This window comes from Bartonella sp. AA86SXKL (assembly GCF_042196885.1).
Map to the genome: position 1 here is coordinate 101,525 of NZ_JBHIRE010000006.1, position 14,834 is coordinate 116,358.

Below are 14,834 nucleotides of genomic sequence, written 5' to 3' on the forward strand. Positions count from 1 at the left end.
AAAAGAGGTAGCAGTTTTAAAAAAAAAGCGTTCTATACAGCAACAAAAGAAACTTTTTAATACTCTGTTCGTTGAGGGGTATGATTTTGTGCTGATACTTGGAGTATAAAAGCGTGAGTGTACATAAACGTCCATATGATGAACCTATTATCATGATTGAGCATAATGCTTTTGAAAATGCTTTTAATCGTCTCTACGAAGAAACAATGGCGCTGATTGAAAAAACCGCAGCGTATATTGACTCAGAAGGGAAATTAGTGGCACGCTCTCTTTCGGCAGAGGTTTCTGCAGTCTATGCGAAAGAGGCTATGTATTTAAGTACACGACTTATGCAAATCGCTTCTCAACTCCTTCTTCTTCGCGCAGAGCGTGAAGGGGAAATGTCATCAGAACAAATAAAAAAAGAAATTGTAAAAGTGTCACTTCATACACCGACATTGGAACTTGAAACCCCTCATTGGCATGAATTGCCAGAAATTTTTCGCCAATTTGTTTCTCATTCATTGCGTTTAGAAGCGCGGATACAGTATATGCGTGCTGGGTGGGAAACTGCAGCCTCTTGTGCCTTAGAAGATGATAACCCTGTAGGAAAACAAATCGAATTGCTCAAAACAGCCTTTGGGCGTTCTTAGAGGTACTCCCCTTGTTTTGCGCGAAGGGGAAATATCATCAGAACAAATAAAAAAAGCAATTGTAAAAGTGTCACTTCATACACCGACATTGGAACTTGAACCCCCTCATTGGCATGAATTGCCAGAAATTTTCCGTCAATTTGTTCTCATTCATTACGTTTAGAAGCGTGCATTTTGTTTCATTTAGAGATGCTGCTGTAGTTTAAGCGCTTTGGTCAATAAGCGGCGGCTATATTTTGAACGATGATAATCCAGTGGGAAAATAAATCGAATTACTGAAAACAGCTTTTGGGCGTTCTGAGAAGAATAGCGCCTTGCTTCTTTCTTGCGATATTTAGAGCAGTATATCCATTTTTTACAACCAAAATTTCACAACTAAAACCAATCTAGAGTGCTTTTTTCTGCCTAATTTCTATTTGAGCGTAGGAAATATCTTGAGTTTATAGCTGAGAGAGGGATAGGTATTGATTTTGAATTATGGCATGGAATAGGGTATGGTTGGTCTTTGTGGGAAATCGACTTTGGTTGATTGCAGCTAGAACACTTTCTGTTGATCTATCGTGTGATTTTGTTTTGGCTCTGATAATGATTAGACGCTAGATAGAGCAGGGGCTTGTACATTAATTTATTTATGCTCTATAATTTATGCCTATAAAGTTGCTGTAAAGTGTGTGTTAATGAGGATAATACACATTGTTGCAGTTTTGGGGCTTCTTTTGTTTTGAATGGAAGTTATTTCCCTCGCGTAAAATAAAATATCCAAAATCAAAGTGCCATATAATGAATGTCCCATGGGTTCCTTGTGCCCCCATGCAATGTCCCTCTCTATGCAATGTTCCTCTTTACGTAATGTCATTGTGGTGTGATGGGTATATTCAAAAACACCTCTCAGTTCTTATTCATATCCGTTGAGCTCTCCTCATCTTTACGTTTGCAAAGGAGAAAGCCGGCACTATCATCATCTTTGCCAGTCCCCAATGTTGCAACAGCCTTTGGCACTTGAGTCAATTCATTAGAGGCATTTTTAGTCCTTTCTTGTACAGTTTCACTCTATACGGCAATCCCACGTTTCATATGTAAGCGAATGGTTTTGATTGATTCAAGATAAACAGATTTGTAATGAGAAAATCTTAGGATATTCGGGATTCTTATGCAACATACAAAATAATTAATTATCATTATAAATCAATGCGTTGATTTATAATGGTAGCGTCATGCTATAATGTAAAAAGTTTTCGCAAAGTGTGTACCATCCATTGCATAGCCTCTTTACACTTAATGAATGTACAATCCAGCACTCTCTATTTGCTCGCTTGCGATGTTTAACCGTTATGGCATTAGTATGATATAGAAAGGGAATTTTTATGCTTTAGAGGGTGTTTGCTTGTAATGTGTGAATGGTTTTGATTGATTTCAGTTATGCTTCATAAAGTGTATTCCATAAAGATGCTGTTCGTTGTGTGTTATAATTGTATAAATTTGGGGGTATGATTATCTTTTTACTGGTTTTGTCTTGGGTTGCTGGTTTCTTTGTGTTCTTGTCTTTATTCACATCTTTATTCACAGGGGGGAAAAGTGTATAGACTGTAGTTTATGGCAGAGACGATTCGTATTATAGGCATTGATCCCGGATTACGGCGTACAGGGTGGGGCGTTATCGATGTTGTGGGTAATCGTCTTCAGTTTATTGCAGCAGGGACGGTTTCTTCTGATGTACAGTGTGAGCTGGCTTCCAGGCTATGTCAGATCCACAAAGGTCTTTCAGAGGTTGTGCATCAATTTATGCCCCATGAAGCTGCTGTAGAACATGTGTTTGTCAACAAAGATGCTACAGCAACTTTAAAACTTGGGCAAGCGCGTGCAATTGCATTGCTGGTTCCTGCGCAAGCAACTCTTCCTGTTTTTGAATATGCGCCCAACAAAGTGAAAAAATCGGTTATTGGTGTTGGACATGGGGCTAAAGAACAAATCCATATGATGGTCAAAGTTCTCCTCCCACGGGCTGAATTTGATAGCAGTGATGCAGCTGATGCTCTTGCTCTTGCTCTTTGTCATAGTATGCATCGTAAGAGTGTTGACCGATCTTATCAGGCAAGGATGGCGATATGATTGGGGTGAAAGCATGATTGGCAAATTAAAGGGCACTCTTGAACATATCTTTGATGATCATATCCTTCTTGATGTTCACGGTGTGGGGTATGTTGTTTTTGTGTCAAATCGTCTGCGTCCTTCTTTACCCTCGGTTGGGGAGGCGTTAAGCCTTTTTATTGAAACGCATGTTCGGGAAGATGCAATCCGCCTTTTTGGTTTTGCTACAAGAGCTGAACAGGAGTGGTTTTGTCTTCTACAAAATGTTCCTGGAGTAGGGGCAAAGGTTGCTTTGGCAATCTTGGGTACTTTATCGCCAGATGAACTTGCACAGGCTATTGCTTTAAATGATGTTGCGATGATTAGTCGAGCGCCAGGCGTTGGTAAAAAAGTCAGTGAAAGAATTGTGGGTGAACTGAAAAGTAAAACACTCCCCTTTGAACAAGTGGTCAAGACTGTTTCTGTTCCTCAGCGTGAGATGACCAATCAACCTGCGCATGATGCGCTTTCCGCGTTGATGAAGCTAGGGTTTGAACGGGAACATGCATCCCGTGCTCTTGCTCTTGCGATGAATGCTCTTGAGGGGGAAACTGTTTCTTCTGCCCTGCTGATCCGCCATAGTCTCAAATTGCTTTCTTCTCCTACTTAAAATCAAGGTAACAATGCATAAAGATGAAGATAAACGCCTTCTGGGTTCCGCCCCCCTTCCTAACGATCCAGATCGTTCCTTGAGGCCACAAGTTCTCGATGACTTTATTGGTCAAGAAGCGGCACGGGCTAATTTAAAAATATTTATTGAAGCAGCAAAAACACGGCAAGAAGCGCTGGATCACGTTTTGTTTGTAGGACCACCGGGGTTAGGAAAAACAACGCTTTCACAGATTATGGCAAAAGAATTAGGCGTTAATTTTCGCTCTACTTCAGGGCCGGTCATCGCTAAAGCAGGGGATTTAGCCGCTCTCTTGACCAATCTTGAAGAACGTGATGTCTTGTTTATTGATGAAATTCATCGCTTAAATCCGGCGATTGAGGAAATTCTTTATCCAGCCATGGAAGATTATCAACTTGATTTGATCATTGGGGAGGGGCCGGCCGCACGCTCGGTGAAAATTGATCTGGCTAAATTTACTTTGGTAGCGGCAACCACACGTTTGGGGCTTTTGACCACGCCGCTGAGAGACCGTTTTGGCATCCCAATTCGTCTCAATTTTTATACTATAGAAGAATTGGAATATATTGTGCAGCGTAATGCACGACTTTTTGCCGTCAAGATCAGTGATGATGGTGCTCATGAAATTGCACGCCGAGCACGGGGGACCCCTCGTATTGCCGGACGGCTTTTACGGCGTGTTTGTGATTTTGCTTTGGTTAAACAAGCAAAACAAATTGACCAAAAAATCGCCGATGAAGCGCTTTCGCGCCTTGAGGTTGATCATCTTGGTCTTGATCCGCTTGATCGTCGCTACTTGCTCCTGATTGCGGAAACTTTTTTAGGGGGACCGGTGGGGATTGAAACAATTGCTGCTGCTTTATCAGAACCACGCGATGCCATTGAAGATATTGTTGAACCGTATTTGCTCCAACAAGGGTTTATTCAAAGAACCGCTCGTGGACGTATTCTAACTGAAAAGGCTTGGAGCCATTTAGGGCTTTCTGCTCCAGCCTCTACAACGTCTATACAAAGGCGTTCTCAACTTTCTGAGGCTCAAGAGAATTCATCATTTCAGACATCTTTATGGGATGGGGAAGATGATTAAGACATTCTCTTTATTAAAAGAAACTATGTGAATATTTTATAGCAAGGTCATAAAATACAAGAGACGTGCCTTCTTTTAGCATATTCTGGCTAAAAAGGTTTGGCACTATTAAAAATTTTTTGCTTTTCACAACTTCAACACAAAAATGTGTTCAATCTTTTGATTGATAGATAATTTGCTATATTAGATGATTTTATGGGATATGAAGTCGATGACAGAAATAACACCTTTTAAGAGCAATCATACAAACGCTTTTCATAATTTTCAGGTCCGCGTTTATGTTGCGGATACAGATTTTTCCGGTGTAGTTTATCATGCGCGTTATCTTGAGTTTTTTGAACGAGGACGTTCAGAGTTTTTACGGGATACCGGTTTTAATAATAAGATGTTAGCAGCAGGGGGTGAGGGGGAAAAACTGTTTTTTGTTGTTCGTCATATGGAAATTAATTTTTCAAGACCAGCTAAAATTGATCATCTTTTAGTCGTTAAAACACGTGTTACTCATATCCAAGGGGCCCGCTTTTTTATGGAGCAATCTATTTTGCATGAGATGACCACGTTGGTAACAGCCAAAGTTGAAATTGCTCTGATTAATGAGGAGGCAAAACCGCGACGTTTACCCAAAGAACTTTTTGCAAAAATGCTTGGTTAAAAGTGTTCTTCATTGAATTAGCAGTTTCAGGAAAGATCAGCAGATATAAAGTAATCTACAATCTAAGATTATACATATTTATCATAGCCTAAATGTTTTCCAATAAGGTTACACGATACAGCAAAAGAAAGCACCTCTGCTACAATAACTACAATAAATTGAAGATGATATCCCACAAAATTAAACATACCTCATCCATGTTATGATTCAAAATCAATGTCGCCTCATCCATTTTCTGCTATAAACTCAAGATATTTTCTTTCTTTTGAAGAAAGGTTTGTTGGCATCAGAAAGCAGCGAAAAAGTACAAAATATAAAAAAATAAAAATGGATTAAGATTTATTTTTATAAAAATGCACATACTCAGCACAATATTGCAATAAAGTGATAATAAGCTATTAGGTCGAAAATTGTCTCAAAACACCTAAAGGGTGTTTTTAAGCAATTTGATTTGTTTTTTTACTGGATTATCATTTGGCATCACAAAAGCGCGTGTTTCATCCATTTCTATCCATCATGCATGACTTTATGTGCTATAATGCGCGATTTATGTGCGCTTCTAAACGTAGTGAATGAGTGAGAGATCAATGTATGCAAAGCAGAAATGCATTCTTGCATTTAAAGTTTCAAAAGCATATTATTCTATATAATATATTGACTTAGAAAGATAAATTATCACTTCTTACGGGCACAAACCCTAATAGAGGAATAGAATAAAATACTTTCATTTCAAATCTGTTCATGTTGAAACAATTAAAATCATTTGCTTACACATCATAAGAGAGCAATATAAATTATTGAAAAAAATTGTAAAAATGTTCCTTATGGATCATTCTCAATGCAATAACGATCAAATATCGCAAGTGAGCAAAGAGAGCGAAGAAGCCGGTTTTCATAAAGTAAAGATGTGAAAAGGCTTTTTTCATATCACAGAAGCTTGTACGTTACACCATGATGCCAGAGAGATGATAGGGATTGAAAGGGGTAAATTCACAACACAATGAGATTACATGAGACTTACACTAGATTATATAGGACTTATAATAGGGGTGTATGGGTGAGGCGCATTGTTGTGAGGCATTTTATGGTGGTTTATTGTCGTTTTTTGTGCCCGATGGTGTACCTCGTATTCAATTCGATAGAAAATGAGAGAAATAATAGCTTGAGGCAAAGCGTCATCTTTTATGATGATAACATATTTATTTACAATGATAATTCATTGCGTTGTCACTTTCAGATAATTCTGAAACTTGTAAAACTTTTTCTTTTCAAGCTCTATTGCCGCGAATTAATCAAAAACATTTTCTTACATGTCACAAGCGGAGTTGGTGAGTGGATACAAAAACACTTAAGAAAGGAATAAAATACCTCTTACGAATCTTTTCAAGTGCTAAGACTTATTGCAGCATTTTAAGCTAGAAACGCGTATGATGATTTAGCGTTCTTTTCAGAAGCGTAAAGATGGTGGTGCATAATAGATTTTATATTATGCATTTTTATATCTTTTATTTTTATAGCATTTATGGATAAGTCCTTATCGTTATATTTTTCATAAATGCTGTTGTGAAATGAGGGGGGCGTGCATTGAGGGATGTCTCTCGTCATCACTTTTTAAGGAAATTTAAGAAACAAGTCTTGTTTTAGCGCATGGATTTATGTGAGACTAGAGTCTTTACTTAAATTTAGAAACTATAAAATAATCTGTTTTATAAAATTTTAAAAAATGCATCTTTCATTTAGAGGGACAAAAATTATGCCGCATGTAGAACTAACGAATCCAGAAACAATTGGAATGTTGCATTTGTTTATGCAAGCGAGTTGGATCGTGAAAGGTGTTATGATCGGGTTGCTGCTCGCTTCTATCTGGAGTTGGGCAATTATTTTTGATAAAATTTTTACGTATCGGAGAATACGGCGTGAAATAAAGCAGTTTGAACGCACATTTTGGTCTGGCAAAGCGCTAGAAGATCTTTATGCATCATGCAAAAGTCAACGTACCAATAGTATATCCGCAGTTTTTATGGCAGCAATGGTTGAATGGAAAAAATCTCTTGAAAAAGGGACCCATACATCGAAAAGTTTGCAGAGCAGAATTGATAAGGCTATGGATTTGACGCTGGGACGTGAAAGTGAAAAAATAGAATCAAAATTAAGTTTTCTTGCGACACTAGGATCTGCGGGACCTTTTATCGGACTTTTTGGAACAGTTATTGGTATTATGGAGTCTTTTCTTTCTATTTCAGCTTCTCAAAATACATCACTTGCCATTGTCGCGCCAGGGATTGCAGAAGCGCTTTTGGCAACCGCTATTGGTTTGTTTGCAGCAATTCCAGCTGTTATTGCTTATAACAAGTTGACTCATGAAAGTGCGCGCATCATTGCACAAATAGAAAATTTTGCCGATGAATTTTCAACAATTGTATCGCGGCGTATTGATGAAACACGCACAGCACCTTCCTCTTTATAAAAAGGATCTTATCCCATGGGCGTTTCTGTTGCTTCTTCTTCTTCTCGCAAAAATACACGTAGGCGGCATCATTCACGAAGCCAACTGATGAGTGAGATCAATGTCACTCCTTTTGTGGATGTCATGCTGGTCTTGTTGATTATTTTTATGGTCTCTGCTCCCCTTTTAGTGAACGGTGTTCCTCTAGATTTGCCTCGTAGTCAAGCGGGTCCCGTACGAGCTCAAAAAACACCCCTTACGGTTTCACTTGACGCGCAAGGGCGCTTTGCCATTAATCAAGATTATTATGAAACGTCACAGGCACTGATTGCACACCTGAAAACTCTTCTGGAAGCAGATGCTACACAAAAAGATCAACGGGTTTTTGTGCGGGTTGCCAAAACTGTTGAATATCAACAAGTATTAAAACTGCTGGCGGATATTCAAAAAGCGGGGTTTTCTCAAGTTGCGTTAGCAAGTTTAGAACAATAAATAATAAGTAATAAAATTGTGCATAAACGGTTGTTTTTAAGATGTTTTTAAAAGAGCATAGAGTGATTAAAAATGAAAAAATGTAAGGCATAAGTAAGGCATAAAGAATGAACAAAGACTCTTATCATAGTATGAAACGAGGCTTGGCTTTATCCCTTGTGGTCCATGTCATTTTTCTCAGTTGGGGAGCTATTCAGTTTACAAGCTCTGTCTCTTTACCACAACCATTGGAAGCAATTCCCATCACTCTTGCTCCTTTAGTGGACGAGTTTTCTTCTCAACAAGGAGCCGTGAAGGCTCCTATCCGTGCAATCCCTGCCATAAAACCAACTATGCAACCACAAGAGAAAGAAGATGCACGCCATATTGGAGAGGGACAAATAGATAGTCTGGCACCGTTTCAACCAAAGGAAAAGCTGCGTCCCGTTGAAACAGCATCGCCACCATCAAGCGAGAACACATCAGAAACATTTGCACCCGAACTTACAAAACCAGAATTATTAGAAGCAAAAACAGAGGATGCACCCAAGGTTGCGCCTGAGATGCCTTTGGAGGCACCGGAGGATGCACCCAAGGTTGCACCTGAGATGCCTTTTGAGGCACCACCGGAGGATGCACCCAAGGTTGCGCCTGAGATGCCTTTGGAGGCACCGGAGGATGCACCCAAGGTTGCACCTGAGATGCCTTTTGAGGCACCACCGGAGGATGCACCCAAGGTTGCGCCTGAGATGCCTTTGGAGGCACCACCGGAGGATGCACCCAAGGTTGCGCCTGAGATGCCTTTGGAGGCACCGGAGGATGCACCCAAGGTTGCGCCTGAGATGCCTTTAGAGGCACCGGAGGATGCCTCTAAGGTTGCGCTCAAGCCTGCGCACAAAAATGAAGAAATGATATCGCCAAAAGAATTGGCTCCAACGGTCCCAAAAGTATCAGCAGAGCAGATTGTTCATCAAGCGCCCAAAATTGTACTTCCAGAAAAATCTCTTCTTCCACAGTTTAAACCAAAGTTTGACGGAGAATTTCCAAAGAAGAATGAGGCTGCATTGAATCAAAAGACGCCAAAGCTTAATAAGAAAAACCAAGAGAAACAGACCATTGAAGATATTTTAGCTCTGGAGGAAAATAATTTGCTCAATCGTGCGCGGTCGCAAGGAGGGGGAGCAAAACGTTCTCATATACCAGAAGCTTTGGGTGCAAGAAAAAATATTAACGATACCACAAAAATGGCACAAACATTGGTCAATATTGCGGGGGGATGTATTCAACAGAAGCTTAAACTTGTGGCGCTTGGCGGCGATTTAAAAAATCGTCCGGTCGTGCGGTTGCGATTTTACTTAGACCGTGAAGGGATGGTTGTGGGCGACCCTATCATTGATCCCGTAAGCGGCCTTGAGAGTCAACAAGCTATTATGATAAGGCAGGTGTATGCTGCTGTCTTTTCATGCCAACCTTATGCAGATCTCCCACGTGATCAATATGATCTATGGGGGCAAGGTTTTGACTTTAATGTTGATCCCCTCCAAGAAATAAGATGATAAACGAGAAAAAAGCGCTTAACGAAAGGACACATTCCATGATGACTATAACGAGACATAAAGTTTTTGCTTGGTTTATTGTCACTTGTGGGTTGTGGCTTTCAAATATTTCATCGGGTTATGCGCAATTGAAAGGAACTATTTCGAGCGCTGATTTTAATCCCATTCCCATTGCAATTACAGACTTTATTTCCAATGATTCGATTGGGTTAAAAATATCTGCTGTGGTGACAGCCGATCTTGAACGGTCGGGGCTTTTTTTACCGCTTGATAAAGCAAATTTTTTTGAAAACATTTCTAATCCTAATAAACAACCGCATTTTACTTCTTGGCAGAAAATAAAAGCGCAAGGTTTAGTTACTGGGCAAGTCATGAGAGAAATCGATGGACGTTTGAGGGTCGATTTTCGTTTATGGGATGTGTTTGGACAAAGACAATTGAAAGGACGGCGTTTTTATACCGCGACAGAACGTTGGCGGCGTGTGGCACATATGATCGCAGATGAGATCTATAGTGAAATGACAGGAGAAAGTGGTTATTTTGATACACGAATTGTTTTTATCGATGAAACAGGCCCCCAAAATGCACGCATTAAACGCTTAGCAATGATGGATCAAGATGGCGCAAATTTGATTTATATGTCTGATGGAAGTGAATTGGTGCTTACACCGCGTTTTTCCCCAAAAAGACAAGAAATGACCTATATGGCTTATGAGGACAATCAAGTACCTCATGTTTATCTCCAACAAATTGAAATGGGGCAAAGAGAGTTGATCGGAACGTTTAATAACATGACAATTGCTCCACGTTTTTCTTCTGATGGACAAAAAGTTATCATGAGTTTGTTACAAAATGATGGGAGTGCCAATCTTTACACTATGGATTTACGAACCCGTACGATGACGCGACTTACAACAACTTCTGCTATTGATACTTCTGCTTCTTATTCACCGGATGGAAAACAAATTGTCTTTTCTTCAGATCGTAGTGGAAAGCCGCAAATCTATAAAATGAATGCGGATGGGAGTGATATTCAACGTATTTCTTCAAACGATGGGAGTTATTCAACACCTATTTGGTCTCCACGGGGTGACTATATCGCCTTTACAAAACAATTAAGCGGACAATTTTCTATCGGTGTTATGCGCCCTGATGGACAAGGAGAACGAATTTTAACCACAGGGTTTCACAATGAAGGACCAACGTGGGCCCCCAATGGTCGTGTACTGATGTTCTTTCGCAAAAATCCCGGTATGGGACCAAAAATTTATACGATTGATATTACGGGACGCAATGAACGACAACTCCCTACCCCCAATGATGCTTCAGATCCAGCATGGTCGCCTTTGCTCAATGTACAGTAAAACAAAATGCTTAAAAACAGAATATAGAAGGAATACAGTCTCAAGTTTACACAATCTCAATAGTTTTTAAATTATTTAAAAGAAGGAATTGATTATAATGGGCATGGGGAGTTATGTAGATTTCATCTATCATCTATGGTTGTTGATCGATAATGGAATTTCCTTGGGGGAAAATGCTTAAAAAAATTCAAAACAAGACCTTGAAAAATAGAGTCGAAAATTCTGAGGTCTCTAGAGTTCAACTTTTTATTCAAAGTGTCGCTATATTTTTTTTAAACTTCCTCTTCGATTTTGTTTGTGAAGAGTCCGGACTCTTGTCAGGGGGGGCTGTTGCTCTCTGATGTGTTTTATTCAAGTACGCGGTTGTTTTAGGTCTGAATATTGATTGATCGGTAAGAGCAAAAGGACAGATTTTTAAGATAAATGACGTTATTTTAGAAATATACGATGCCATAAAGTTAATGCCATAAAGTCAAAAATTTATCTGCAACGGATTAGAGAGATGTACCGGCTTTTTGTACAATACTTTGCTAAAAAATCAGCTCTGGCTTTCCATTTGCTTATTTTTATTCTGTGATGTTGTAAAAACACTGCCCTTTGAGGTGTGGGGATATAGGGCGTATAAACCTCCTTGATATATTCTAAGTGTTTTTTAAGTGCGTAGCGAATATTTAGGGGAATGCATGTTTGTTGAGCCTTAAGTTTCAAGTGAATTTCATGAGTGATTCGTCATAGGAATACGTCAAGAAAACCCCAATTGTTTAGAGGCTAGATCATTTCATTACTTGAGGGTGGGGAGAGGAGGTTAATCTTAAAGAACAAAAAGATCAAATAGAGAGGAATATAGGGATAATCTTTGGGGCATGTAAGAAAGGCGTAAGGCTACAGAGTTTTGTATGCTTTCTTTTTGGGATTATGTTTTCTGCGATTGATTGTGGTTTTTTGTTGCATCAATGGCTTACCCCGCTATTGATGCGGGGCTTTTATATGTGCGGATAAAGAGGAGGGGTGACAGATGCTTTTGAAGCCCTCATGAATGAAGAGAGGGCTTATGCAAATGATGGGAATTATACAGACAATTTTGCCAAAATCTCATCACTGACATCAAAATTTGCATAAACATTTTGCACATCATCATCTTCTTCTAATGTTGAAATTAGTCGTAAAACGGACAAAGCTTTTTCTTCATCTATTGGTGCAAGGGTGGTGGCTTTCCAAATCGTTTTAATCGATTCTGCTTCACCAAGTTTTGCTTCAAGTGTTTTGGAAACTTCACCAATATCTTCAAATGCGCAGGTAATATGATGTCCGGTTTCTTCTGATTGCACATCTTCGGCACCGGCTTCAATTGCTGCATCCATGATGTTATCGGCTGTTCCTGCTTCTGGCTTATAGATTATTTCACCAATCCGATTAAACATGAAACTGACCGATCCTGTTTCCCCTAAGGCTCCTCCTGATTTTGTGAAGGCGGCGCGCACATTTGAAGCGGTGCGGTTGCGGTTATCAGTTAAAGCTTCAACAATGACGGCAACGCCACCTGGTCCATAGCCCTCATAGCGTACTTCATCATAATTTTCGACATCGGCGCCTGACGCTTTTTTAATCGCGCGTTCAATATTATCTTTCGGCATCGATTGTGCTTTGGCATTTTGAACAGCCAGCCTTAAACGTGGATTCATGGCTGGATCAGGAGCACCTTGTTTTGCTGCTACGGTAATTTCGCGCGCAAGCTTAGAAAATATTTTCGAGCGCATTGCATCTTGACGCCCTTTACGGTGCATAATATTTTTAAATTGTGAATGGCCTGCCATAGTTTTCCTTCCTATTTGAGGGCTTTTTTGCCAGTTGGATACTCCTTAGAATTTAAGGCGATAAAGCATGCATCCCACCAGAATAAATGTGCCACAGCATGAGGTGAAATAATCGAATAAACCCTTTATAAGAAAATTCATCTTAAAGGTAAAGACACCTTAGTTGAGGATCATTACAAGAGAGATCTCTTGTCGTTGAGCAAAAATAACGCTATAACAGAATGTAATCTCATAGCAAAATGGTTTATTCCATGCCGCGCTTTGTTTTAGGAGTGGTTGGAGAGACCTAAACATATAAAAAAGTTCCAGTGCTCTTGAGTGGGCGGTAACCTGCCTCATAGAAGAGGCGCAGAAGAGGATTTATAAAAATGGCAACGCAACTTTTGATGCCCAAAGCAACAGCTGTTTGGTTGGTTGATAATACAGCTCTTTCTTTTGATCAGATTGCAGAATTTTGTAAATTGCATGTCTTGGAAGTAAAAGCTATTGCCGATGGTGATGCGGCTTATGGTATTAAAGGTTTAGATCCGATTAGTTCTGGGCAATTGACGCGCAGTGAAATTGCACGGGTGGAGGCTGATCAAAACGCACGATTGAAAATTTCTCAATCTAGGGTGCATATTCCTGAAAAAAAACGTAAAGGGGCACGCTATATCCCTCTTTCTCGACGCCAAGATCGTCCCAATGGTATCCTATGGTTGGTTACGAACCATCCCGAGTTGAAAGATGCGCAAATTGCACGGTTGATTGGGACAACAAAAGCGACAATTGAACAAATCCGCCTTAGAACCCATTGGAATAGTGCAAATTTGGTTCCTCTTGATCCTGTAGGACTTGGTTTGTGTTCGCAAATCGATTTAGATTTTGAGCTCCAGCGTGCGGCGAAAAATCGTCCTGTTGCAGCAGAAGAAGATAGGTCGTTGCTTCCCGCTTCTGTGACGGAAAACGCTGCTCTAGAGGAAAATGAGAGTGAAGACAATCTGCATAAGACTTTTGACGCTGATAAAGTTTTTGCAAAGCTGAACGCGCTGCAAAAAAATAGTCAAAATCAAGATGATGCATAAAAAGCCATGACGCATAAGGGAAACATTTCTTATGGAAATGTTAGAGGAATGGCTGAAGAGAAGAAAAATTGGCAGAGACTTAAAAGTAAAAATAAGGACGAAAAAAACAGAAAAAATTTCGTCTTCATTAGGAATTAACGGTTATTCTTAAAAATATTTTTAAGAATTGACCCTTCTTTACGAAATTCAAGGAGAAACGGATTATGCGCTCTACCAAAAAAACCATCTCTCATTCCTTAGCTATCCTCTTTCTTTTCTCACTATGCCTGGGTGGGTGTGGCAAAAAAAATGTTGGTGCACTTAACGGTATGAATGGCGCTTATATGAATGATGCTGGTTTGAATCAGGTGTCACCAGGCTCAGGACAAGAATTTACGGTTAATGTGGGTGATCGCGTGTTTTTTAGTCTCGATTCTTCTTCACTTGATGCTGATGCTGAACGTATTTTAATGCGCCAAGCAGAATGGTTGCTTCATTATCCTTATTATTCTATTATGATCGAAGGTCATGCTGATGAGAGGGGAACACGTGAATATAACTTGGCACTTGGACAGCGCCGTGCTGTTGCTGTGCGAAACTATTTGGTGTCTCTTGGTGTGTCCGCACAACGGATTCAAACAATTTCTTACGGAAAAGAAAGACCTGTAGCAGTATGTGATGATATTTCCTGTTGGAATCAAAATCGACGTGCTGTGACAACGTTGAGTGACATGAATAGTCATTAAAAAGAAGATTGTTTGTTTCAACTATTCAATAAGCTCTTAAGGGGAAAAAAGAATGTATCGTAAAATCAATTGGAAAACACTCTTTTATATGGGGGTTTTCATAGCTTGTTCTACTTCACTTGTTCAAAGTGCGGCACGAAAGGCTTCCGAATATCCTGCACATGATACGGATAAAGTTGATGCAGTTGATAAGGCAACTGATGACGTGAAGAAAGTACCTGATGCAGCCGATAAAGCAGCATCTGATGCAGCGGAAAAAGCCACT

Annotated in this window: 12 protein-coding genes and 2 pseudogenes; 13 read left to right on the top strand and 1 reads right to left on the bottom strand. The window is 39.8% G+C overall.

Features of this window, described 5'->3' with window-relative positions; genetic code table 11:
- Window positions 1-113 precede the first annotated feature (113 nt).
- The 10 genes and pseudogenes from ACFIO5_RS04430 (at window position 114) to tolB (ending at window position 10,966) form a co-directional block, all read left to right on the top strand.
- Window positions 114-632, top strand: coding sequence for a DUF1465 family protein (locus ACFIO5_RS04430; RefSeq protein ID WP_208439387.1), 519 nt, complete (start codon window positions 114-116; stop codon window positions 630-632).
- A 19-nt stretch (window positions 633-651) separates the two neighbouring features.
- Window positions 652-898: pseudogene (locus ACFIO5_RS04435) on the top strand (DUF1465 family protein); the annotation flags it as partial.
- A gap of 1,327 nt (window positions 899-2,225) precedes the next feature.
- Window positions 2,226-2,741 carry a crossover junction endodeoxyribonuclease RuvC gene (ruvC, locus tag ACFIO5_RS04440; protein ID WP_375633424.1) on the top strand — a complete coding sequence of 172 codons (516 nt, stop codon included), beginning with the start codon at window positions 2,226-2,228 and terminating at the stop codon, window positions 2,739-2,741.
- 13 nt (window positions 2,742-2,754) lie between these two features.
- Window positions 2,755-3,369 (top strand): Holliday junction branch migration protein RuvA, encoded by a 615-nt coding sequence (gene ruvA / locus ACFIO5_RS04445; protein WP_375636471.1) that lies wholly within the window; start codon window positions 2,755-2,757, stop codon window positions 3,367-3,369.
- Between the two features lie 13 nt (window positions 3,370-3,382).
- Complete coding sequence (ruvB, locus tag ACFIO5_RS04450; protein ID WP_375636468.1) at window positions 3,383-4,477, top strand: Holliday junction branch migration DNA helicase RuvB; 1,095 nt, start codon at window positions 3,383-3,385, stop codon at window positions 4,475-4,477.
- Between the two features lie 211 nt (window positions 4,478-4,688).
- Window positions 4,689-5,129 carry a tol-pal system-associated acyl-CoA thioesterase gene (gene ybgC / locus ACFIO5_RS04455; protein WP_375611759.1) on the top strand — a complete coding sequence of 147 codons (441 nt, stop codon included), beginning with the start codon at window positions 4,689-4,691 and terminating at the stop codon, window positions 5,127-5,129.
- A gap of 1,753 nt (window positions 5,130-6,882) precedes the next feature.
- Entirely contained in the window at window positions 6,883-7,596 is a 714-nt protein-coding gene (gene tolQ / locus ACFIO5_RS04460; RefSeq protein ID WP_375634425.1) for a protein TolQ, read from the top strand.
- A 15-nt stretch (window positions 7,597-7,611) separates the two neighbouring features.
- Window positions 7,612-8,067, top strand: a complete 456-nt coding sequence (gene tolR / locus ACFIO5_RS04465; protein ID WP_375634426.1) for a protein TolR — start codon at window positions 7,612-7,614, stop codon at window positions 8,065-8,067.
- A gap of 107 nt (window positions 8,068-8,174) precedes the next feature.
- Window positions 8,175-9,602, top strand: a complete 1,428-nt coding sequence (tolA, locus tag ACFIO5_RS04470; RefSeq protein ID WP_375636466.1) for a cell envelope integrity protein TolA — start codon at window positions 8,175-8,177, stop codon at window positions 9,600-9,602.
- A gap of 38 nt (window positions 9,603-9,640) precedes the next feature.
- The gene (tolB, locus tag ACFIO5_RS04475) at window positions 9,641-10,966 is read left to right on the top strand and encodes a Tol-Pal system beta propeller repeat protein TolB (RefSeq protein ID WP_375633419.1); all 1,326 of its coding nucleotides are present in this window, start codon (window positions 9,641-9,643) and stop codon (window positions 10,964-10,966) included.
- A gap of 1,067 nt (window positions 10,967-12,033) precedes the next feature.
- Here the strand turns inward: tolB and ACFIO5_RS04480 are convergent.
- Window positions 12,034-12,780, bottom strand: coding sequence for a YebC/PmpR family DNA-binding transcriptional regulator (locus ACFIO5_RS04480; protein ID WP_254492472.1), 747 nt, complete (start codon window positions 12,778-12,780; stop codon window positions 12,034-12,036).
- Between the two features lie 368 nt (window positions 12,781-13,148).
- Here ACFIO5_RS04480 and ACFIO5_RS04485 point away from each other — a divergent pair, with 368 nt between their 5' ends.
- The 3 genes and pseudogenes from ACFIO5_RS04485 to ACFIO5_RS04495 all read left to right on the top strand — a co-directional run.
- Complete coding sequence (locus ACFIO5_RS04485; RefSeq protein WP_375634428.1) at window positions 13,149-13,844, top strand: DUF1013 domain-containing protein; 696 nt, start codon at window positions 13,149-13,151, stop codon at window positions 13,842-13,844.
- Between the two features lie 203 nt (window positions 13,845-14,047).
- Window positions 14,048-14,569: a peptidoglycan-associated lipoprotein Pal gene (gene pal, locus ACFIO5_RS04490; protein WP_375633417.1), complete on the top strand. Its 522-nt coding sequence runs from the start codon at window positions 14,048-14,050 to the stop codon at window positions 14,567-14,569.
- 52 nt (window positions 14,570-14,621) lie between these two features.
- A pseudogene (locus ACFIO5_RS04495) lies at window positions 14,622-14,834 on the top strand (tol-pal system protein); the annotation flags it as partial.

Bases quoted from the DNA above. Each gene is read 5' to 3' on its own strand.
- ruvC (WP_375633424.1), top strand. From the start codon at position 2,226: ATGGCAGAGACGATTCGTATTATAGGCATTGATCCCGGATTACGGCGT.
- ruvA (WP_375636471.1), top strand. From the start codon at position 2,755: ATGATTGGCAAATTAAAGGGCACTCTTGAACATATCTTTGATGATCAT.
- ruvB (WP_375636468.1), top strand. From the start codon at position 3,383: ATGCATAAAGATGAAGATAAACGCCTTCTGGGTTCCGCCCCCCTTCCT.
- ybgC (WP_375611759.1), top strand. From the start codon at position 4,689: ATGACAGAAATAACACCTTTTAAGAGCAATCATACAAACGCTTTTCAT.
- tolQ (WP_375634425.1), top strand. From the start codon at position 6,883: ATGCCGCATGTAGAACTAACGAATCCAGAAACAATTGGAATGTTGCAT.
- tolR (WP_375634426.1), top strand. From the start codon at position 7,612: ATGGGCGTTTCTGTTGCTTCTTCTTCTTCTCGCAAAAATACACGTAGG.
- tolA (WP_375636466.1), top strand. From the start codon at position 8,175: ATGAACAAAGACTCTTATCATAGTATGAAACGAGGCTTGGCTTTATCC.
- tolB (WP_375633419.1), top strand. From the start codon at position 9,641: ATGATGACTATAACGAGACATAAAGTTTTTGCTTGGTTTATTGTCACT.
- ACFIO5_RS04480 (WP_254492472.1), bottom strand. From the start codon at position 12,780: ATGGCAGGCCATTCACAATTTAAAAATATTATGCACCGTAAAGGGCGT.
- ACFIO5_RS04485 (WP_375634428.1), top strand. From the start codon at position 13,149: ATGGCAACGCAACTTTTGATGCCCAAAGCAACAGCTGTTTGGTTGGTT.
- pal (WP_375633417.1), top strand. From the start codon at position 14,048: ATGCGCTCTACCAAAAAAACCATCTCTCATTCCTTAGCTATCCTCTTT.